We start from the raw sequence: 20,802 nt of genomic DNA, 5'->3' as shown, positions 1-20,802 counted from the left end.
CCGCGCCCGGAACCCGAGCGGGAGGATTCCGCTGAGTCCCGCCGGGAGTCAAGGAAAACCCAAGATATGGGGGGATTGGTGGGGGTGTTCGCCTATATGTGGATCAAAGTGCCAGTCCCTTCGCGAGACAGGGAGGGTGATGGCAATACCGGCGCTCCGTCGTCTGACATCGCCTCCCCGCCCGGACAACAGGCTCCCTCTCCCGCTTGCGGGGAGGGATGAGGAGGGGGCACCGCGCACCGCCTGTCCCGGATCGGGACGCGCATTATCGGAGGGGGGAACAGCGCAAGGACAAAGCCGGTCCGAATCGCTGTCGCGCCGAGGTGCTTCCTTTGTTCCGTGCGGTCCTCCGCGCGGTCGCGCGCCCCCCTCCCTAGCCCTCCCCCGCAAGCGGGAGAGGGGATATGTCGTGGCCGGTCGGGATGTTCCGCATCACATGCACCCGCGCTGCCAGCAGGTGAGTCCCGGTCGCTCCCGGTCGGAAGCCCCTGCCCTCACCCCGCCTGCTGCGCGTCCGTCTGGCCCGTGTCCCGCGTGCCGCCCTGACGGCGGGCGTAGGTGACGAGCAGGGCCAGCGCCGCCGGCGTCATGCCCTCCATGCGGCCGGCCTGCCCGATGGTGCGCGGGCGCACGCGGCCGAGCTTCGCCTTCAGCTCGTTGGAGAGACCCGGCAGGCCCTCATAGGCCATGTCCTCCGGCAGCCGCAGGTCCTCGTCGCGGCGGAGCGTCGCGATGTCGGCCGCCTGCCGGTCCAGATAGACGGCATATTTGGCGTCGATCTCAAGCTGGGCGGCAATCGCCGGCTGGAGGGCGCCGAACTCCGGCCAGATGCCGGCGAGCTGTTCGAGCGTGATGTCCGGATAGGCCAGCAGATCGAAGGCGGTGCGACGCTGGCCGTCCTTGTTGAGGGCCAGCCCATACTTGGCCGCCTCGTTGGGGGTGAGGCTGACGGACCGCGCGCGCTCCCGCGCCGCATCCAGCGCCTCCATACGGGCGGAAAACACCCGCGCCCGCTCAGCCCCCACCAGACCCAGCGCCAGACCACGCGGGGTGAGGCGCTGGTCGGCATTGTCGGCGCGCAGCGTCAGGCGATATTCGGCGCGCGAGGTGAACATGCGGTAGGGCTCGCTCACGCCGCGCGTGACGAGATCATCCACCATCACGCCCAGATAGCCCTCGGCGCGGTCGATCACCGCGCCTTCCGTACCGGACGCGCGGCGGGCGGCGTTCAGCCCGGCGAGCAACCCCTGCGCAGCGGCCTCCTCATAGCCGGTGGTGCCGTTGATCTGACCGGCGAGGAACAGGCCCTTCGCCTTCTTCACTTCCAGCGTGGGGTCCAGCTCGCGCGGGTCCACATGGTCGTATTCGATGGCATAGCCGGGGCGCGACATCACCACGCGCTCCAGCCCCGGAATGGTGGCGAGCACCTTGAGCTGCACGTCCTCGGGCAGCGAGGTGGAGATGCCGTTGGGATAGACGGTGGGGTCGTCCAGACCTTCCGGCTCCAGGAAAATCTGGTGGCCGTCGCGATCGCCGAAGCGCACCACCTTGTCCTCGATGGAGGGGCAATAGCGCGGGCCGGTGCTCTCGATGCGGCCGGAATACATGGCCGAGCGCGAGAGATTGGCGCGGATCACCTCGTGCGTCGCCTGCGTGGTGCGGGTGATGCCGCAGGCCACCTGAGGATTGGGCAGGCGGGTGGTGAGCGCCGAGAACGCCTCCGGCTCCTCATCGCCCGGCTGCATCTCAAGGCTCGCCCAGTCGATGGTGCGGCCATCGAGGCGCGGCGGCGTGCCGGTCTTCAGGCGGCCGAGCGTCACGCCGAGCCGCGCCAGCGTGCCGGACAGGCCGCGCGCGGGCGCTTCCCCGATGCGGCCGGCGGGGATCTGCACCTCGCCCATATGGATCAGGCCGTTGAGGAAGGTGCCGGTGGTCAGCACCACGGCGCCGCAGGAGAACTGGCGCCCGTCCGCCATCCTGAGGCCGGTGACACGGCCTTCGGTGAGGATGAGGTCGTCCGCCTCCCCTTCCACGATGGTGAGGTTGTCCTGCGCGGCGAGGGCGTCCTGCATGGCGCGGGCATAGAGCTTGCGGTCGGCCTGCGCGCGGGGACCGCGCACGGCGGGGCCCTTGCGGCGGTTGAGCAGGCGGAACTGGATGCCGCCCTGATCCGCCACCCGGCCCATGAGGCCGTCCAGCGCATCGATCTCGCGCACCAGATGGCCCTTGCCGAGCCCGCCGATGGCCGGATTGCAGGACATGGCGCCGAGCGTATCGGCCCGATGCGTGACCAGCGCCGTGCGCGCGCCGAGCCGTGCGGCCGCTGCGGCCGCCTCGCAGCCCGCATGCCCGCCGCCCACCACCATCACGTCGAAGGTTTCGGCCTCCGCCATTGTCCGCCTGCCGATTGTTCGTTGGTCCGCCCGGCCCCGCGAGGCCCGGCGGCGCTCAGGAACGGCAGTTTCGCGGCGGCGTCAAGGCAAAGGGCGTGTCAGCGGCGGCGGGAACGGGGCTGCGCTGGCGTCTCGACGATCTCGTCACCCGGCTCCGGCGGGCACATCCGGCGTGCGGTCGAGGATGGCGCGGGCGGCGGCGACGTCGCCTCAGCCCGCGCCTTGCAGATAGAGCCCGTAAAACCCGAACGGCAGATCGCCCAGTTCCGCTTCCAGCGCGGGATCGGCGGCGAACGCTGTCAGCCAGCCCTCGTACATCTCCGGCGTTAGGCTCGCCCGCACCGCCGCCACCAGCGCGGCGCCGTTGGCGGGCGGGAGGAAGGGCGCGGGCGCGGCCTCGCTCGCCGGTATGCGGCCGGTCAGGACGTGGGACCAGTCCCAGTCGATGGCCGGATGATGGCTCTCGGGCAGGTCGGCCGGCTGGGCGATGGTCCCGGTCAGCAGGGGATGGGCGCCCACCAGCCACACCGTCAGCTGCGCCCGCCACAAAGGATCGTCGATGGCGAGGAAGGAAGCGGCCCAGGGGCCGATCTCCGCCGGCTCCAGATACTTCACGCAGAGAAAGAGCAGCGCCGACAGCCGCCCGCCGGCCTGCGCCCAGGCCCAGCCGCCCGGCTCCGGGGCCGGCTTGCCGAGTGCGAAGCCGGGATCCAGCCGCCCCTGCGGCCAGCAGGCCGGCGCCATGAGGCAGCGGCCCAGCGTCGTCAGAACATCGGCGCGGAAGCCGGGATGGGCAGGGTCCACCGCGCCGCCGGGATGCTGGGAGATGAAGGCGGTCACGAGCGTTTCCGCCAGCGCCGCCACATGCGCCTCATGGGCGCGGGGAACGAGGCGGGGCAGGAGATAATGCAACCAGTCCCGCCACTCCTCGCGCGGGCCAAAGGCGGCGGTGCCGGAGGCGATCTCCTCCAGCGCAGCCGCCAGCTCCCCCACCGGCACGGCGGCCGGATCGCCCATCAGCGCGGGAAACATCCGCCGCGTCTCGCCCATGAACCAGGCTTCGCCCATGGGGACGGCGGGACGCGGAAAGGCCGCGCACAGCCGCGCGAGGGCCGGCCCGTCGGGCCCGGTGCCGGGGATCCAGAGCAAGGCGGCGGTGTCTGGAGCGCTTCCGTGTTTCATGGACACACAGAAACACGCCAACTCATTGATAGAGAATGTCTTGTGGCCTGGATGGCGAAGCAATCAAAGCCGGACATGCTCTAGCCCAGCTTTCGCAGCCAGAGCGCCCCTCCGGGATTTTGCAGCAGGGTGGGATATTCCGCCGCCACCCGCGGGCGCTCCAGAGCCGACATGTAGTTGCCGAGGAAAAGAATCTCCCATGCGGCATTATCCTGAAGGAAGCAGCGCAGGCCATAAAGCTCGTTCCACGAGCGGTTCTGCTCCAGCACCCACTCCTCCGGATACTCGAACGGCCAGAAGACATCGTGAAAATGCACGATCACGCCCGGCGCCAGTGCGGGCAGGATCTCGCACAGCTCGTACCAGACGTCGCTGCCGGTCTTCAGCACATGGGTGGAATCGATGAACAGGATGTCGTCCCGCTGCAACCGGGCGAATTCCGCCAGCGGCACCTCCTGCACCGGCACGGGCAACAGGCGATGGGGAAAGGGCCTGGTCGCCATCAGATCGCGCACGAGCTGCGGATAGGGCTCGATGAAGGTGACGTCGCAGGCCCCGCCAAGCTCACGTTCGATGGCGTCCAGCGCGCAGGCGGATGACCAGCCGCAGCCGATCTCGATCAGCTGCCGGGGCCGGTGGCGCCGGATCATGGCGTAGAGGACGGACCCGTCGCCATGGGCATAGGCCGGGTTCTCGAAATGATAGCGAAAGCGCGCGTCCGGCTCGGCCGTGAACGGGCAGGCCTGCAGGTGCGGCAGCAGATCCGCCCAGGCCGCGACCATGGCCGCACGGTCGATGGCCAGACCCGGCAGGCGTTCCGGCAGGTTGGACCACGCCCACGCAATCCGGTCCCGCACCGTCTCCACATCCACGATGGGCGAATAGAAATGGCCCGGCGGCACGAAGACCGGCACCCGGGGCTCTTCGGGTTCCTCGGGCGCCTCCGGCACCTGCTGCGCCGCCTCGCGCTCACGTTCGCGCTCACGTTCGCGCTCTGCAAGACGCGTGCGGCGTTCTTCGGAATTGAGGAATGTCTCGGCCATATCCGCCGCCGAGATGCGATGTTCCGCATTGGGAGCGGTGAGGCCGGCCGCCCATGAGGCGATCTCGTCCCTATCCGGCGCGCGTTCCAGCAGCCCCTGATAGAGGGCAATGACCAGACGCTCGGCTTCCGCATCACCCATGGCGATGTCGCGGGCAATGTCGTGCAAGTCCGTCATGTGAACGCTCCCGGCCCATATGAGCCTTAACCCATCTGGCGGGCGCGAGATACCGGGAACAAGACAATCCAAGGAAATTGCAGCGCAACTGCCACGTACAAGCTAACAAAAGATAAGAAACTCGGGCGGCTTTCCAGAGACGAGCACCCGGCTGGTTTCGGTATTTTTTGCGCCCGATGCGTCTTTTCAACGGAACTCAACGCTAGTCGGCGGTAATATTATCGCGGAAATACGCTTCATGAAGGTGTGCACGATCCCCGCGACGCCCATCCGCCGGTCCAAACAAAAACGCCCCGCCGGCTCGCGCCGGCGGGGCGTGAAACGCTCAGGTTTGGTGCCGTCGGACGGTGCCGACCCGACAGGGCCGAAAGATCCTCAGGCTAAAAGCACTCAGGCCTGACCGGCGGTCTGCAGCTTCTCGGCCTCGGCGGTCATGCGCTGCTGGTAGAGGGCGGCGAAGTCCACCGGATCGATCATCAGGGGCGGGAAGCCGCCGCCGCGCACGCCCTCGGCGATGATCTGGCGCGCGAACGGGAACAGCAGGCGCGGGCACTCGATCAGCACCACCGGCTGGAGGCTCTGCTCCGGCACGTTCATGAGGCGGAAGATGCCGGCATAGGTCAGGTCGAAGGCGAACAGCGTGTTGCCCGACACCGAGGCACCGCCCTCGATCTTCAGCTCGACCTCGAACTCCGCATTCTGCAGCGGGCGGGCGTTGACGTTGATCTGGATGTTCACGTCGGGCTGGCCCTGCGGCGCGCCGAGCGAACGGGGCGCGTTGGGGTTCTCGAACGAGAAGTCCTTCACATACTGAACGAGCACGTTGAGCGCGGGCGCCTGGGTGTCGGTCGGGCTGCCATTTTGCGTCGCCATGCTAATCTCCTATGAATCCGCCTCGCCCCCGGCGAGAGTCGCGGGGTCGCTACCATGCCCGGACGCGAGCGGCAAGGACGCCCGGTCCGCGGCACGCGGTCATGCACGGCCGGATCGCCGCAACGGCTGTCCGGAGGTGCTGGAGGAAGATGAATATGGCTGACGATATGCCCCGCCCCGAGATCGACCCCGCCGGAACATCCGCCGAAGCCCTCGGCGCGGCGCCCGGAAAGGTGCTCTCGCCGGCCGCAAAACGCGCGCTGGAGGAGGCGGTGGCCCGGCGGGCCGAGATCGACGCCGCCAACGATGTGCCGAAGGAATATAACGGGCGCGGCGGCAAGGAGCCGGTGCGCTATGGCGACTGGGAAGTGGGCGGCATCGCCTCGGACTTCTGAGCCCGAGGCGACCCGCGTAGTCCTTGAATGCGCTCAGTAGCCCAGCAGCAGCAGCGCCAGGCAGCCGCCGCCAACCAGGATGCGCCACCAGCCGAACACCGCGTAGCCGTGCCGCGACACGAAATCGAGCAGGGTGCGGATGACGAGGAGCGCCGACACGAAGGCGGCCACGAAGCCCACCGCGATGATGATGCCGTCGTCCGCTGACAGGGCGCCGCGATTCTTCCAGAAGTCGTAGACGAAGGCGCCCAGCATGGTGGGCAAGGCGAGGAAGAAGGAGAATTCCGCCGCCGAGCGCTTGTCCGCCCCCAGCAGCAGGCCGCCGACGATGGTGGAGCCCGAGCGCGACATGCCGGGGATCAGCGCCAGGCACTGGAAGAAGCCGATGCCGAGCGCGGTCTTCAGCGGAAAACCCATGGCGTTGTTGTAGCGCGGCTTGAAGGCGATGCGGTCCACGAACAGCAGCACCACGCCGCCGAAGATGAGCGCCACGCAGATGGTGATGGGGCTCTCGAACAGCACCTGCTTGATGAAGCCGTGCAGCAGCACGCCGGCCACCGCCGCCGGCAGGAAGGCGAGCACGATGCCGATCACGAAGCGCCGGGCGCCGGGATTGGTGGGCAGCTGCATGGCCACCCGCAGGAAGCGCTGGAAATAGACCACCAGGATCGCCAGCACGGCGCCCAGCTGGATCAGCACCTCGAAGGTCTTTCCCGTGCTCTCGAAGCCGAGGAAATGCGCCGCCAGCAGCAGATGGCCGGTGGAGGACACGGGCAGGAACTCGGTGGCTCCTTCCAGCAGGCCGAGAAGCAGGGCTTTGACCAGAATGGCGATCGTCATGGGGAAGACATCCGGAACAGGCGGAGGGTCAGTGCGGCCGGCATCCTGTCGACTTGCCCGCCCCCGTGCAATCGTTCCTGCAATCGGAAGTCGAAACGGCTGGGGAGCCGTAAGGGAAACCTTGGGGATGCTGGGGATGGCAGCATGACGTAACAGGGTTAACAGGCATGAACCATGTTGCCGCATTGCCACAGGGTTGTGACGCCTGACTGCTTGCGGCACCGCACGAAGGCCAGTAGACGAAAGCCAAGGAGTGGCCCACCCTTTCTAACGGCGGCCAGATCTTCCCCCCTCGATGCAGCTCTATCATCACCCCTTCTGTCCGCATTCGCGCTTCGTCCGCCTGCTGCTCGCCGAATATGGCATCGAGCCGGAGCTGGTGGAGGTGCGCGTGTGGGAGCGCAAGCCGGAATTCCTGGCGCTGAACCCCAGCGGGGAAACGCCGGTGATGGTGGAGGAGCATGTGCCGTCCGCGCCCGGCGCCGCCATCATCGCGGAATATCTGGACGAGACGCGGGGCCTTGCGCTGGGCGACCGCCGCCTGCTGCCGCACGCGCCGCTGGAACGCATCGAGGTGCGCCGCCTCGTGCAGTGGTTCCACGAGAAGATGTTCCTCGACGTCACCGAGCCCTTGGTGCGCGAGCGCATCTACAAGCGCTACATGAAGTCGGATCAGGGCGGCGGCCCGCCGGATGCCACCGCGCTGCGCGCGGCGCGGGCGAACATCCGCTATCATCTGAAATATATCGGGTGGCTGGCCAAGGCGCGGAACTGGCTCGCCGGCGACCGCCTGAGCCATGCGGATCTGGCGGCGGCAGCCCATCTGTCGGCCGCCGACTATCTGGGCGATGTGCCGTGGGACGTGGACGAGGATGCGAGGGCCTGGTACGCGCGGGTGAAATCCCGCCCGACCTTCCGCGGCATCCTGGCCGATTCCATTCCGGGCATGCCCCCCTCCGCGACGTATGCGGATCTGGATTTCTGAGCGGCTTCCTCGCTGACGAAGCGGGAGGCGCACCATGAACGCCCCCGCCCGCAAGACCCAGCCCCTCCCCCTGCCCGAACTGAAGGACCGCCTGCGCGATCTCGCGCTGGAGGAAGGCTTCGATGCCTTCGGCGTCGCGGATCCCGACAAGGCCGGGGAGGCCGGAGATCGCCTGCGCCACTGGGTGGCCGAGCAGCGTTATGGCGACATGGGCTGGATGGCCGACACGCTGGAGCGCCGCGTGCACGCCCGCGCCATGTGGCCGGAAGCGCTGCGTGTGGTCATGCTGGGCATGAATTACGGCCCCGACGAAGACCCCCGCGCCATCCTCGAAGAGCGCAGCCGCGCCGCCATCTCGGTCTACGCCAAAGGCGAGGACTATCACGAGATCATCAAGGCCAAGCTCAAGCGCCTCGCCCGCGCCCTGCTCGCGCTGGCCGGCGAGGGCGACGTGAAGGTGTTCGTGGACACCGCCCCGCTCATGGAGAAGCCGCTGGCCATGGCGGCGGGGCTGGGCTGGCAGGGCAAGCACACCAATCTGGTGTCGCGGCAGCGCGGCTCGTGGATGTTCCTCGGCGCCATCGCCACCACGCTGGACCTGCCGCCCGACGCGCCCATGGGCGATCATTGCGGGCAGTGCCGTGCCTGCCTCGATGCCTGCCCGACAGCTGCTTTCCCGGCGCCCTACCAGATCGACGCCCGGCGCTGCGTCTCGTATCTGACCATCGAGCACAAGGGGCCGATCCCGCGCGAATTGCGCCCGCTCATGGGCAACCGCATCTATGGCTGCGACGATTGCCTTGCCGCCTGCCCGTGGAACAAGTTCGCCGCGCTCGGCCGGGAGGCCAAGCTCGCGGCGCGCGACGAGAACCGGGCGCCGGATCTGGCCGGTCTCGCCACGCTGGACGATGCCGCCTTCCGCGCCCGCTTCCCCAAGAGCCCCATCAAGCGTTCGGGCCGTGGACGCTTCCTGCGCAACGTGCTGACAGCCATCGGCAATTCCGGCGATACCGGCCTCATCCCCTCCGCGCAGACCCTCCTGAGCGACGATGACGCGCTGGTGCGGGGCTCCGCCGTGTGGGCGCTCTCCCGCCTGTTGCCGGAAGCGGATTTCGCCGCACTGGCCGCCCGCCACGCACCGGATGAGGCGGACCCGGAGGTGCAGGCGGAATGGATGGCGGCGCGGGCGACCTAACGCTCCAGCCTATGGGTAGAGAACGTCTTTCGGTTTGGATCGCAGAGCAATCAAAGCCGAACGTGCTCTAGCATCCTACCAGTCAGGCTGGAATCCCTGAAAACAAAGGGCTTTTCGCAGAAATCCGCCCACGCCGGGCTTTGAGGCGCACATGGGCCGGGCTATGCCTGTCCATGGGTGAGGTTCCTCACCCGAGGCCCCGTCCGGCAAGGCCCCTTTTCCCCATGCTGCGCATCTATCTCTCCGGCTTCCCGGCGTTCGTCGGCTATTTCAGCCTGTCCCTGCTGCTCATCGGCGCCTTCATCGCCGCTTATTCCGCCATCACCCCGCACCACGAGTTCCGCCTCGTGCGGGCGGGCAATGGCGCGGCGGTGTTCGCGCTGCTCGGCGCGCTGGTGGGCTTTGCCTTGCCGCTGCGCGCGGCCATGGCCGGCAGCCTCAATCTGGTGGACTTCTTCATCTGGGCGCTGATCGCGGCGGCGGCGCAGGTCATCGCCTATTTCGGCGCCCGCATGGCCATGCCGGATGTGTCGGCCCGCATCACCAGTGGCGATGTGGCGGCGGGTGCATGGCTCGGCGGGGTGGCGGTGGTGGTCGGCATGCTCAATGCCGCCGCCATGACCCTTTGAACTCCCCTTTGATTCCCCCTTTGAGCCCCACCCTTTGAGCCCCCGGCGCGGGAGAGCGGCATGAAGCGCTCGGATTTTCTGACCATCGGCGCGGTGTTCGGCGCGCTGGCGGTATCGTCCATGTGGCGCGGCGGCGGTGGCAGCGCCCCGCAGGAGCAGGAGGAGATGGTGTTCGCTGGCGACACCACCTCCGCCATCACCCAGTGCGCTGAGACCGGCGAGCTGCGGCAGACCTGCGCCGATGACTATCGCCGCGCGCTCGGCGCCCATTATGCCCGCGCGCCCCTGTTCTCCTCCGCCGCCGACTGCGAGCGCACCACCGACAGCACCTGCGAGGCCCGCCCCGGCGTGGGGCCGGCGACCTCCCCCGGCGGACCCGGCAGCACCATGTTCGCTCCGGTGATGGGCGGCTTCATGCTCGCGCGCCTTGCCGGGCAAGGCGGCTCATATGTGAGCGCCCCGGTCTATGCCTCGCGCGCGACGGCGGGAAGCTATCGCGCCCTCACTGATCTCTCCCGGCCTGACGGCGAGAAGGAGGGCGAGGAGAACAAGGGCGGCTCGGGCGGAAGTTCCGGTGGCGGCAGCGGCTGGAAGAGCGGCAAGAGTTCCGGCGAAACCCATCCCGCCACGCTCAAGCCATCAAGCAATCCGCGCACCAGCACCGTGTCGCGGGGCGGCTTCGGCGGCCACGGCTTCGGCAGTTTCGGCGGCTGAGCCCCATGCGCCGCCACATGATCGAGGAGCGCCCGCACTGGCGCGCCACCGCCGAGACCTTCGGCTTCCGCTTCGCCGACATGTATGGCGCGAAGTATTGGGACGAGAGCGCCATGTTCTCCTTCACGCTGGAGGAGATCGAGGGCTCGATCGAGGACCCCTCCCGCGACCTGCACCAGATGTGCCTTGAGCTGGCCGGGCGCGCGGTCGGCGATGCGAGACTGCTGAGCCGGCTCGGTATTCCGGCAGCGCATCATGACTATGTCTCGGCATCCTGGCGCAACCGGGCGCAGGAGCCCTCGCTCTACGGCCGCTTCGACCTCGCCTATGACGGCACCGGGCCGGCCAAGCTGCTGGAATATAACGCCGACACCCCCACCGGCCTCTATGAGGCGGCGGTGTTCCAGTGGCTGTGGCTGGAGGACCTGCTGCGCAGCGGCGCGCTACCGCCGGGCACGGACCAGTTCAACTCCATTCAGGAGCATCTGGTGGAGCGGCTCTGCCTGATGCCGCAGAACGCCATGCTTCATATCGCGGGGGCGGTGGACAATGTGGAGGACGGCGGCACCCTCTCCTATCTGGCCGATTGCGCGCTTCAGGCCGGCTACCGGGTGAAGATGCTGGCCATGGAGGACATCGGCATCGATCCGGTGGGCCGCTTCACCGATCTCGACGATCTGGTCATCGAGCGCATGTTCAAGCTGCATCCGTGGGAATGGATGCTGGCGGAAACCTTCGGCCAGAAGCTCCCTCACGCCCGCTGCACCTTCATGGAGCCGCCGTGGAAGGCCATGCTCTCCACCAAGGCCATCCTGCCTCTGCTGTGGGAGATGTTCCCCGGCCATCCCAACCTGCTGCCGGCCTATTTCGAGGATGATCCGCGTGCGGGGGAGTTGCGCGACTATGCCCGCAAGCCCCTGTTCTCCCGCGAGGGCGAGAACGTCACGCTGGTGCGGCGCGGCCGCAGCGAGACGGTGCCGGGCCACTATGGCGACGGGCCGTTCGTGGTGCAGGCGGCCACCCATCTGTTCGAGACCCGCCACGGCCATGCGGTGATCGGCAGCTGGATGGTGGGCGATGAGCCCTGCGGCATGGGCATCCGCGAGGATACGTCCGCCATCACCATGAACATGTCGCGCTTCGTGCCGCACATCATCGCGGTGTGAGCCACCCGCCCACCCTGCTCCTGCCCATCCCGCTCCTGTCCACCCTGCTCTTGCCCTCGCCCGGCTTCTTCGCCACATCGGAGGGCATGACCACCCTGCTCGCCGTCGGCCTCGGCTATTGCACCCGCCACCTCCTCGCCACCCATCCCGATCTGTTCGACCGGGTGATCGGCACCGCGCGCACGCCGGAAGGCGTCGCGGCGCTCGAAGCGCTGGGGGTGGAGGGCGTGCTGTTTGATGGCCTCGCCGCCAGCCCTGCCCTGCGCGCCGCCGTCGCGGAGGCCCATGTGCTGGTCCTCTCCGCCCCGCCCGGCGAGGCCGGAGACCCGCTGCTCGCCGTGGCCGAGGCGGACATTGCTGCATCGCACAATCTGCAACAGATCCTCTATCTGACGACGCTGGGCGTCTATGGCGACCATGATGGCGGCTGGGTGGACGAGACCACGCCGCCCCGCGCCGGCAGCGCCCGGCTGGAACGCCGGCTCAAAGCCGAGGCCGGGCTGCTGGCGCTGGGCGTGCGCAAGGGCATTCCGGTGGCGAGCCTGCGCCTTGCGGGCATCTACGGGCCGGGACGCAATGCCTTCCTCAATCTGAAGGCGGGTGAGGCGCGGCGCATCGACAAGCCGGGCCAGGTGTTCAACCGCATCCATGTGGCCGACATCGCCACCAGCATGGCGGCGGTGATCGGGCAGGGGTTCTCCGGGCTGCTGAACGTCACCGATGACCGCCCGGCCCCGCCCGGCGATCCCATCGCCTTCGCTGCCGGCCTCATGGGTGTGGAGCCGCCGCCGCTGCTGCCTTTCGCCGAGGTGGCGCAGACCATGAGCCCCATGGCGCTGTCCTTCTGGGCCGGCAACAAGCGCGTGCGCAACACGCGGCTGAAGGAAGAGCTGGGCGTGACGCTCGCCTATCCCACCTTCGAGGACGGGCTGGGCGCGCTTTACGGCGAGATGCGGGACGCCGGGGAAATCTGATCCGCGAGATTATTTATCCGGCTCATTATCTTCGGGAGCCGGCCCCGCGATGGCGCGCACGGTGAGGCCCACCAGCATGGCCAGAACCCCGCCCCAGACAAAGAACAGCGGCCGGGTCGCCAGCGCGTTGGAGAGTTCCCGCAGCGTCCCGTGCATGCTCAGGAACTGCACCCAGCCGAGGATGAAGCCGGCCAGCCGCAGCACCATGCCGGCGACGAACCACGCAAGCGCGGTGATGCCCACCGACCGCCAGCCCTGCGCCCGCAGGAAGAAGAACAGGCCGAGGCCGAAACTCCAGCAGGCGCCATAGCCCACCACCGCGGCCACCAGCGCCACGCGCCACACCAGCTCCATGCCGCCGAGACCCAGGGGATTTCGCGTATCCGGCCACAGCAGAGCGGAGACGGCCGCAAGCAGCGGGATCCAGAGCGGCGCCACGAGAAAGGCGAGGAACGTCCGTGTCATCGGGCGGCAGTCAGCCGCAGCTTGCACGGTTGTGGCAACCCACCCTCTACACCCCGGCGAGAATCCACTCAGAGCATGTCCGGTTTTGATTGCTTCGCAATCCAAGCCGGAAAGCATTCTCTATCAATGATTTAGAGTGTTTCCGTGTTTCCATGAAACACGGAAACACTCTAGCCGTGCCCGCCGCCGAACCAGGCCTTGAACAGGGCGATCTCCGCCCGCGCCAGCGGGGCGAGGCCGCGCGCCAGCAAGAGGCGCGTCTGCGGGTCCGGCTCATGCTCCACCGCCCGCGCCCGCGCCGCCGAGGCGGCAAGGCCGAACTGGCCCAGCAGCCCCGCCAAAGCATGGGCGGCAGCCACCACGGCCACGGGATCGTGTGCCTTTTCCCAGTCGGTGATCTTCTGCGCCGCATTCTCAAGGAAGCGCCGGGCAAGGCCCGCGAATGCCTCCTCGCCCACCGCCTTGCGCAGGGCCCCGATGCCGGAAGGCTGGAAATCGGGCGCCAGATCGCCCGCGCCGATGGCGTGATCGCCGGACAGATCCTCCGCTGCGGTGTCGCGCAGGACGATGATCGGCACCTCGGGCACCGGCGGATCGGGGATCAGCGGATCCGGAACGGGCGGGTTGGGGATGGGGGTGTCGGGAACAGGCACGTCGGGCACCGGCGGCACAACGACGGGTGGCACAACGACGGGTGACACTTGGGGAGAGGGTGCCGCGCGCGGTCCGGCCATGGCCGGCAGACCCTCGTGCGGGGCCGGGGCTTCGGCATCGGTGCGGGCATCGGCCCGTTCCAGCAGCACCATCATCCAGTCGTCCTCCGGATCCGGCCCGAGGCGGGCGGCGACCCGCGTGGCGGCGCGGGCGGCGGCGGTCTCCAGCGGCGCCGACTGGCGGCTGGAGAGTTCCGCCGTGAGCCAAGCCGGGCAGGGGCCGCCGCTGGCCAGTTCCGTGGGGTCGAGCCCGTCGGTGGCCAGCAGCAGACGCTCGCCAGGGTTGAGCATCACCTCCAGAGTGTCGTAATCGGCTGTATCCGTGAAGCCCAGCAGCGGGCCGTCCACCTCCAGCGCCCGCGCGCCATCCCGTGTGACCACCATGGGCCGGGGATGGCCGGCGGAGGCGATGGCGATGCGCCCGTCCGGGAACAGGTCCACCACCAGCGCGGTCGCCACCACCCCGTCGAGCCCCGCCTCGCTGAACACGAGCCGCGACCAGCGGGCCATGAAGGCGCCGGGGTCGAAGCGCCCGTCCACATCCAGCGCCCGCACCATGGCCGCATGGGCCACCGCGCCCGCCTTGGCATTGATGCCGTGGCCCATCACGTCCACCAGCACGATGCGGTCGCATTCCGGCCGCCGCAGGTGGATGACGAGATCGCCGCCCCCGATATCCGCCGTTTCCCAGCACAGAGCGGTGGCGAAGGCGCCGAGGCGCGGCGGCAGCTCGGGGTGCACCAGCCGGTCCAGCGAGGAGGCGAAATACTGGAACAGTCGGGCGCGCTGGCGGGCCGAGCGAACCAGCGCCAGCTTCACCGTCTCCAGCAGGCGCTCGGGCACCACCGGCTTGGTGAGAAAGGTGTCCACCCCCAGCTCCAGCACCCGCAGGCGCACGGAGGGATCGCCCGTGATCATGACGATGGGAATGGGTGGGCGGTCCGCGTCATTCTCCAGCGCTTCCAGCAGCGCCGTGCCGGGCTCCGAGCCGAGGTGGAAGTCGGTGAGGATGAGATCGACCTTGGTCTTGCGGGCGATATCCAGCGCATTGCGCAGGGTCTGCGCCGGCAGCACGCGATAATCGGGCTCCAGCAGCGTGAGATAGGCCTCCAGCAGCACCGGCTCGTCTTCCACCACCAGCAACTGGGGGCGGCGGCGGGCGAGCTGGCGGCGCAGGGTCAGGCGATTGGGGGGGCCGGCCTCGTAGCGGGCCTCATCCAGCGCGATGCGGGCGATGGCGATGCCCCGCCCCCCCGCGCTGTCGGGATCGGAGGCGGCGAGGCGCACCTTGCGCCAGCGGTCCTCGAAGGCGGGAAAGGCGCCGCCATCATCGGTCAGCACGAGGGTGATGACGACGCCGTCGAGCCGCACCTCGAGGCCGATTTCGGTGGGGGCGGGGTCGCTGTGGCGCACCACATTGGTGGCCAGCTCCACCAGCGCCAGCACCACCTCGTCCACGATGTCGGTGCCGATGCGCAATTGGGCGAGCTGCCGGCGCAACGCCTTGCGCAGCCAGGACACCTCTTCCAGCGTGGCAGGCCGCACCGCCTCGAACAGCTTCACCGAACGCCTCCCCGCACGCGTTTTACGTCAGTGGCAGTCTGGCGCATGGCCCTGCGCCGCGCCAGCCGTCACGCCATGGCGTCGAGTTCCTCATCGGAGAGGGCGCCGGGCACGATGGTGATGGGAATGGGGAAAGCCGCCGATTGCATGCCGCCCAGCGCCGCCACCAGCGGCCCCGGCCCCTCGCGATGGAGCCCGGCGGCCAGAACCAGAATGGCGATGTCGCGATCCTCGGCGATGATCTGCTGCAGCACCTGCACCCGGCCGCCCTCGCGGATGACGCCCTCCGCCGTGATGCCCGCCACCTGCCGGGCGCGGGCGGTGTAATCGTCGATGCGTCGCTGGGCCTCGTCGGTGGCCTCCGCGCGCATGAGATCGGCGACGCCGAGCCATTGCTGGTGGGCGTCCTCCATCTCCAGCACCGCGAGGAGCACCAGCCCGCCACGGGTACGGGCGGCCCGGCGGGCGGCGTAATAGACGGCGCGGTCGCATTCCGGCGTGTCGTCCACCATCACCAGGAATTTGCGGCGGTGGCCCGGCTCGTGGCTAAGGCGCTTCTGAATGGGCATGGGCTCGGGACAGGTTCAAGTCAGCTGCGCGATGGTGGCACGGGCGGGCCGGCAGGGACAGCCGGCCCGCACCAGTCATCCATCTCCCTTGCGAGGGTAAGGATAATTCCTTACATTTAGACCCAGATACACCCTAGATTTTCGGCATGAGCCTCGGATGGAGGATGCCATGGGCACGCTTGTCGAGGAACGCAGCAAGATCACCGCCAAGGGGCAGACGACCGTGCCCAAGGCCGTGCGTCAGGCGCTTGGCGTCGATGCGGGCGACGAGATCGCTTTCGTCGTCTCTCCTCGGGGCACCGTCACCGTGCGCCGCGTGGAGACGGCGGAGGACGATCCCGTCGTGGCCGGCTTCCTCGGCCTGCTCGCCGAGGACATGGCTCGCAATCCGCAGATCATCGCGGCATTCCCACCCGCGCTGGCGCAACGCATGGCGGAGCTGACTGCGGGCACCGACGTGGATTTCGATGAGGCCATCGACGGTCCGGTCGACCTTTGACCATGATGACCGTCAACGGCTGGGCCCTCTATGCCCATCCGCTGCTTCTCGCGCAGATCGAGAGGCTGACCGCCGCCGTGGAAGCGGACAAGGCGAAGGATCCCGAAGGCTACGGGCGAAAGGCAAACGCAAAGACGCTCAAGGCCATCCACACCGCCATGTTCGTGACGGTGCCGCAGGATCCCGCCAGAGCGGACTATCGGCAGGGTACGACCCTCGGCCCGTCGCGAAAGCACTGGTTCCGGGTCAAGTTCGGCAATGGTCGGTTCCGGCTGTTCTTCCGCTATGACAGCAGGGCCAAGGTCATCATCTTCGCCTGGGTGAACGACGAGAATTCCCTGCGCACCTATGGATCGAAGACCGACGCTTATGCGGTCTTCAAAGGCATGCTCGACACCGGCAATCCGCCCGACAGCTGGGACGCGCTGCTGAAGGCGGTGGCATCCGGCCATGCCGTGCGCGGACGGAGCAGGACGCAGGACTGACGGCCCTCACGCCCCCCGCGCTTCGCTCACGCCCCCAGCGTCTCGCTCATGGCGTAGACGCGCAGGCGGTGGCCGTCGGGGTCGAGGGCGACGAAGCTGCGGCCGAAATGAAGGTCGGTGGGCGGCAAGGCGATCCGCGCGCCCTTGCGCACCCAGCTGGCATGGGTCTCGTCCACGAGGGCCGTGTCCTGCAACCGGAAGCCGATCTCGCTGGCGCCACCCTCCACCACCGGCGTCGGCTCCACCACGTCCCGGCTCCACAGGCCGAGGCGCAGGCCCGAGGTCAGCACGAACAGCACGAAGTGGCCGGCATCCTCCACCGGCTCACGCCCCAGCAAGGCGGAGTAGAAGCGCCGGCTCGCTGCCATGTCGCGCACATAAAGCATGACGTTGCTGGTGTGATTCACGGCGCTTCCCCTCGAACACCCTTGGCGCCGGTTTCCGCGGTGCCTGATCTGCCCGGCCGCTCTGTTCAGGCGCGATCCGAGTCGCTCCTTTTACAGCACCCCGGCGTTTTCGGCGCGGTCTTCGCTGTGGGAAGCGCGAGGGCAGCCGCCGCGACCGCGAAAGTCACGCCCAAGGTCGCGCCCGGCCGCGCGATGGTCTACATCGGCCTTGCGGGGCGCCCGTGCCATCGGCTCCGCGCATTCATCTCCTTGGAGGCCCCATGTCCGATCTTTCCCTTGCCCAGGCCCAGACCATCCTCGCCGCCGCGCTGGAGAAGGCCACCGCCCTTCAGCTCAGCCCGCTGGCGGTCGCCGTGCTCGACGGACGCGGCGCGCTGAAGGCGTTCGCCTCGCAGGACGGCACCAGCCTGAAGCGCGGCGAGATCGCGCTCGGCAAGGCCAATGGCGCGCTGGCGCTGGGCACCGGCTCGCGCTCGCTGTTCCGCCGCGCCAAGGACCAGCCCTTCTTCATCGCCGCCGCCACCGCCGCCACCGGCGGCAGCCTCGTGCCGGTGCCCGGCGGCGTGCTGATCCGCGACAAGGACGGCAAGGTGATGGGCGTGGTCGGCATCTCCGGCGACACCTCGGACAATGACGAGGCCTGCGCGGTGGCCGGCATCGCCGCCGCCGGCCTCACCTCCGATCCCGGCCAGGACTGAGCCTCTTCCGCGCGGGGCGCGCTTTCAGGCCGTGGGCCGGAGCGCGCCCTGCACATTCACATAGATGGCGAAGAGCGAGGCCTGCGCGGTGATGAACAGGCGGTTCCGCTTCAGGCCGCCGAAGCACAGGTTCGCCACCCGCTCCGGCAGGGGCAGCACCGCGATCAGGCGCCCGTCCGGCGCGTAGCAATGGATCGCCCTGAGCGCCGTGGACCAGACGTTGCCGGCGGTGTCGCAGCGCACGCCGTCGTAGAAACCGTCCGTCTGGGTGGCGAAGACGCGGCCGTTGGTGAGGCTGCCGTCCGGCCCCACGTCATAGGCGTGGATGGCGCGCGGATGGGCGGGCACGTGGCTGGCCCCGGTATCGCTCACATAGAGGATGCTCTCGTCCGGCGAGAAGGCGAGCCCGTTGGGCTGCACGCAGTCGGTGACGACCGCCGCCAGCGTCCCGGTCAGGGGGTCGAGGCGATAGACGCACTGGCGGCCGATCTCGGAGGAGGCGGCATCGCCCCAATATTCGCTGTCGATGCCATAGGTGGGATCACTGAACCAGAGCGAGCCGTCCGAGCGCACCACCACATCATTGGGCGAGTTGAGCCGCCGGCCCTGAAAGTGGCTGGCCAGCGTCACCACCCGCCCGTCGAAGCCGGTGCGGCTGACGCGCCGGCCGCGATGCTCGCAGGTGACGAGCCGGCCCTCGCGATCCACCGTATTGCCGTTGCTGTTGAGCGCGGGCGCACGAAACTCCGACACCGCGCCGGAGGTCTCGTCGAAGCGCATCATCCGGTCGTTGGGAATGTCGGAGAAAACGAGATAGCGGCCGGCCGGAAAATAGGCCGGGCCTTCCAGCCAGCGCCCGCCCGTCCACAGCTGTTCCAGCTGGGCATGGCCGATGACGACCCTGCCCCCGCGCGGATCCCTGATCTCAAAACCGCTCGTCTGGAAACCGCTCATGCGGCGGTCCCGGCGGATAGCTCGACGGCGGCAGCCGCAGGCGCACCCGCCCCGAGCCGGGCGGCATAGGCGAGAAGCGCCGCCGCGTGGTCATCCTCGGTCCGCAGCCCCAGATAGCCATCCGGGCGCACCACGAACAGGGTGATGCCGCCGATCCCCAGCCGGTCGGCGGTGGAGGGGTCGATGCCCGCATGCCCGTGCGCCCCCGGCCCATGGGCGGTGAGCGCGAAGCTGGCTTCGAACAGGGTTCCGTCCATCTGCGCGGAGAGGGCCTGCTGGAGGGTGGTGAGGTCCGCCACGGCGACCGTCGTGCTGCCCACCAGCAGCACTGTATGTCCGGGGCGATGATACAGCCCGCGCAGCACGGCGCGCATGCCGTCGGCGGGGCGGATTTCCAGCGGCGCCGGCAGCGCCTGCCCGGCGGTGGGCAGCAGGATGCCGCCCGGCACCACGATGGGTGAGGCGCCATAGTCGATGTCCAGTTCGGCCTCGGCCACCGCCTCCTGATGGCGCGTGGCGGGATCGGAAAAGGCATCGCGGATGGCAGCGTTGCGGGCGAGGCGGCCGGCCTCGTTCATCAGCATGGCGCTGTCGGCTTCGCTGCCGGAGGCGACGATCTTCTGCGCCACCGGCCGGCGCTCGGCTTCATAGCTGTCCAGCAGGCTGTCGGCGCACAGGCCGTTCGCCACCAGCGCCAGCTTCCAGCCCAGATTCCAGGCATCCTGCAGGCCGCTGTTCATGCCGTGGCCCTGCACCGGGCTGCAGGTGTGGGCGGCATCCCCCGCCAGCAGCAGGCGGCCGGCGCGATAGGCCTGCGCCACTTTGGAATGGCAGCGGAAGCGGGTGGGATTGGTGACGTCCGCGAAGCGGATGCCCGGCAGATAGGGGGCGAGCGTCGCGAGGACGTCGGCCACGAGGTCGCTATCCTGCGCCGAGGGGCGCAGATAGGCGCGCCAGCGCCTGTCGGGCAGGCTGGTGAGGATGACCGGCGGCTCATCAAGGAAGGCGAAGTTGGCCTCATGGGTGTGCGGCCAGTCGGGGATAGTGGCGTCGAACACCGCCCACGGCTCCTCGATGGCCTCGCCCTCCTGCCCGATGCCGGCCAATGTGCGCACGGTGCTGCGGAAGCCGTCGCACCCCACCACCCAGCGCGCCCGCACCTGCCGCTGCACGCCGCCGCTTTCCAGCGTGGCGGTGACGCCATCGGCATCCTCGGCCAGATCCACCAGCCGGGTGGCGCGGGTGACGCTGCCACCGAGCGCTTCCAGATGATCGTTGAGAATGCGCTCGGTGACTTCCTCGGAGAGGCCGAGATTGAACGGATAGCGGCTGCCGGAGAGCGAGAGATCGATGTCGCCCAGCAGCGCGCCGTGGGAATGGATGCGGGCAAGCCGCTGCGGCACGCCTGCCGCGAGCAGGGGTTCGGAAATGCCGAGGGCATCGAACAGCTCGATGGAGCGGGGATGCACCACGGTGGCGCGGTCCCAGGCGAGCGGCGCGTCATGGGCGTCGATGAGCAGGACATCCACATTGCGGCGCTTCAGCTCAGCAGCCAGCAGCAGACCGGTGGGGCCTGCGCCCACCACGAGAACGGCAACATCGGTCACGGCGATTTCTCCCCCGAGAGCCGGATCGGGGCAGATTTCAATCTGACCCGTTCATCCGCCTCTCGCCCCCTAGTCCAGATCAGCCATCATGCCCGAGGCGGGGACAAGCTCAAGATCAACCGTTCGGATGCGCCCACTGCCAAAGGGCTGATAGGCCGAGGCCCAATCAACAAGCGATCGCACACCGAACGAAAAGTGAACAAACCTTTGAGAGGCAGCCGAGAATCGGGTAGTAGTAAGATTATCCTTCAACCCGAGGTAAATGCCATGGCTTGG

Annotated in this window: 21 protein-coding genes; 10 read left to right on the top strand and 11 right to left on the bottom strand. The window is 68.7% G+C overall.

Annotated features, from left to right (window positions below):
• Positions 1-494 precede the first annotated feature (494 nt).
• The 4 genes from mnmG to secB form a co-directional block, all read right to left on the bottom strand.
• On the bottom strand, positions 495-2,393 hold the full coding sequence (gene mnmG, locus IEW24_RS19760) for a tRNA uridine-5-carboxymethylaminomethyl(34) synthesis enzyme MnmG (RefSeq protein WP_188581848.1): 1,899 nt from the start codon (positions 2,391-2,393) through the stop codon (positions 495-497).
• 210 nt (positions 2,394-2,603) lie between these two features.
• The gene (locus tag IEW24_RS19755; RefSeq protein WP_188581847.1) at positions 2,604-3,575 is read right to left on the bottom strand and encodes a hypothetical protein; all 972 of its coding nucleotides are present in this window, start codon (positions 3,573-3,575) and stop codon (positions 2,604-2,606) included.
• An 80-nt stretch (positions 3,576-3,655) separates the two neighbouring features.
• A complete protein-coding gene (locus IEW24_RS19750; RefSeq protein ID WP_188581845.1) occupies positions 3,656-4,795 on the bottom strand; it encodes a class I SAM-dependent methyltransferase in 1,140 nt (379 codons plus the stop codon).
• 390 nt (positions 4,796-5,185) lie between these two features.
• Positions 5,186-5,668 carry a protein-export chaperone SecB gene (secB, locus tag IEW24_RS19745; protein ID WP_188581843.1) on the bottom strand — a complete coding sequence of 161 codons (483 nt, stop codon included), beginning with the start codon at positions 5,666-5,668 and terminating at the stop codon, positions 5,186-5,188.
• A 149-nt stretch (positions 5,669-5,817) separates the two neighbouring features.
• Between secB and IEW24_RS19740 the strand changes: the two genes are divergently transcribed.
• The gene (locus IEW24_RS19740; protein ID WP_188581841.1) at positions 5,818-6,063 is read left to right on the top strand and encodes a DUF1674 domain-containing protein; all 246 of its coding nucleotides are present in this window, start codon (positions 5,818-5,820) and stop codon (positions 6,061-6,063) included.
• A 33-nt stretch (positions 6,064-6,096) separates the two neighbouring features.
• On the opposite strand, the gene IEW24_RS19735 is transcribed toward IEW24_RS19740, so the two are convergent.
• Positions 6,097-6,903, bottom strand: a complete 807-nt coding sequence (locus tag IEW24_RS19735; RefSeq protein WP_188581839.1) for an undecaprenyl-diphosphate phosphatase — start codon at positions 6,901-6,903, stop codon at positions 6,097-6,099.
• A gap of 295 nt (positions 6,904-7,198) precedes the next feature.
• Here IEW24_RS19735 and IEW24_RS19730 point away from each other — a divergent pair, with 295 nt between their 5' ends.
• The 6 genes from IEW24_RS19730 (at position 7,199) to IEW24_RS19705 (ending at position 12,566) form a co-directional block, all read left to right on the top strand.
• Positions 7,199-7,888, top strand: a complete 690-nt coding sequence (locus IEW24_RS19730; RefSeq protein WP_188581837.1) for a glutathione S-transferase family protein — start codon at positions 7,199-7,201, stop codon at positions 7,886-7,888.
• Positions 7,889-7,922: 34 nt separating this feature from the next.
• Positions 7,923-9,083 (top strand): tRNA epoxyqueuosine(34) reductase QueG, encoded by a 1,161-nt coding sequence (gene queG, locus IEW24_RS19725; RefSeq protein WP_188581835.1) that lies wholly within the window; start codon positions 7,923-7,925, stop codon positions 9,081-9,083.
• Positions 9,084-9,307: 224 nt separating this feature from the next.
• Entirely contained in the window at positions 9,308-9,712 is a 405-nt protein-coding gene (locus tag IEW24_RS19720) for a DUF350 domain-containing protein (RefSeq protein ID WP_188581833.1), read from the top strand.
• Between the two features lie 60 nt (positions 9,713-9,772).
• A complete protein-coding gene (locus IEW24_RS19715) occupies positions 9,773-10,426 on the top strand; it encodes a DUF1190 domain-containing protein (RefSeq protein WP_188581831.1) in 654 nt (217 codons plus the stop codon).
• A gap of 5 nt (positions 10,427-10,431) precedes the next feature.
• Positions 10,432-11,592: a glutathionylspermidine synthase family protein gene (locus IEW24_RS19710; RefSeq protein WP_188581829.1), complete on the top strand. Its 1,161-nt coding sequence runs from the start codon at positions 10,432-10,434 to the stop codon at positions 11,590-11,592.
• Positions 11,589-12,566 (top strand): SDR family oxidoreductase, encoded by a 978-nt coding sequence (locus IEW24_RS19705; protein ID WP_308469032.1) that lies wholly within the window; start codon positions 11,589-11,591, stop codon positions 12,564-12,566. The genes IEW24_RS19710 and IEW24_RS19705 overlap by 4 nt, the downstream gene beginning before the upstream one ends.
• Positions 12,567-12,575: 9 nt before the next feature.
• Here the strand turns inward: IEW24_RS19705 and IEW24_RS19700 are convergent, their stop codons facing one another.
• The 3 genes from IEW24_RS19700 to IEW24_RS19690 form a co-directional block, all read right to left on the bottom strand.
• The gene (locus IEW24_RS19700; protein ID WP_188581827.1) at positions 12,576-13,031 is read right to left on the bottom strand and encodes a hypothetical protein; all 456 of its coding nucleotides are present in this window, start codon (positions 13,029-13,031) and stop codon (positions 12,576-12,578) included.
• Between the two features lie 170 nt (positions 13,032-13,201).
• Complete coding sequence (locus IEW24_RS19695) at positions 13,202-15,307, bottom strand: PP2C family protein-serine/threonine phosphatase (protein WP_188581825.1); 2,106 nt, start codon at positions 15,305-15,307, stop codon at positions 13,202-13,204.
• A gap of 68 nt (positions 15,308-15,375) precedes the next feature.
• On the bottom strand, positions 15,376-15,876 hold the full coding sequence (locus IEW24_RS19690) for a universal stress protein (RefSeq protein ID WP_188581823.1): 501 nt from the start codon (positions 15,874-15,876) through the stop codon (positions 15,376-15,378).
• A 169-nt stretch (positions 15,877-16,045) separates the two neighbouring features.
• On the opposite strand from IEW24_RS19690, the gene IEW24_RS19685 reads away from it, so the two are divergent.
• Together IEW24_RS19685 and IEW24_RS19680 are read left to right on the top strand one after the other, a co-directional pair.
• The gene (locus IEW24_RS19685) at positions 16,046-16,375 is read left to right on the top strand and encodes a type II toxin-antitoxin system PrlF family antitoxin (RefSeq protein WP_188581821.1); all 330 of its coding nucleotides are present in this window, start codon (positions 16,046-16,048) and stop codon (positions 16,373-16,375) included.
• Between the two features lie 2 nt (positions 16,376-16,377).
• Entirely contained in the window at positions 16,378-16,860 is a 483-nt protein-coding gene (locus IEW24_RS19680) for a type II toxin-antitoxin system YhaV family toxin (RefSeq protein ID WP_188581819.1), read from the top strand.
• 26 nt (positions 16,861-16,886) lie between these two features.
• Here IEW24_RS19680 and IEW24_RS19675 read toward each other — a convergent pair whose 3' ends face one another.
• On the bottom strand, positions 16,887-17,267 hold the full coding sequence (locus tag IEW24_RS19675; protein ID WP_188581817.1) for a VOC family protein: 381 nt from the start codon (positions 17,265-17,267) through the stop codon (positions 16,887-16,889).
• Between the two features lie 260 nt (positions 17,268-17,527).
• Between IEW24_RS19675 and IEW24_RS19670 the strand changes: the two genes are divergently transcribed.
• Entirely contained in the window at positions 17,528-17,965 is a 438-nt protein-coding gene (locus tag IEW24_RS19670) for a GlcG/HbpS family heme-binding protein (protein WP_188581815.1), read from the top strand.
• A gap of 24 nt (positions 17,966-17,989) precedes the next feature.
• Here IEW24_RS19670 and IEW24_RS19665 read toward each other — a convergent pair whose 3' ends face one another.
• Complete coding sequence (locus IEW24_RS19665) at positions 17,990-18,919, bottom strand: SMP-30/gluconolactonase/LRE family protein (protein WP_188581813.1); 930 nt, start codon at positions 18,917-18,919, stop codon at positions 17,990-17,992.
• Positions 18,916-20,526, bottom strand: a complete 1,611-nt coding sequence (locus tag IEW24_RS19660; protein ID WP_188581811.1) for an FAD-dependent monooxygenase — start codon at positions 20,524-20,526, stop codon at positions 18,916-18,918. Before IEW24_RS19660 ends, IEW24_RS19665 begins: the two co-directional genes overlap by 4 nt.
• Between the last annotated feature and the right edge of the window lie 276 nt (positions 20,527-20,802).

The organism is Azorhizobium oxalatiphilum (assembly GCF_014635325.1).
Taxonomy (GTDB): Bacteria; Pseudomonadota; Alphaproteobacteria; order Rhizobiales; family Xanthobacteraceae; genus Azorhizobium; species Azorhizobium oxalatiphilum.
Note: the sequence above shows the minus strand (reverse complement) of the source record. Positions and strands in the feature narration are given on the sequence as shown.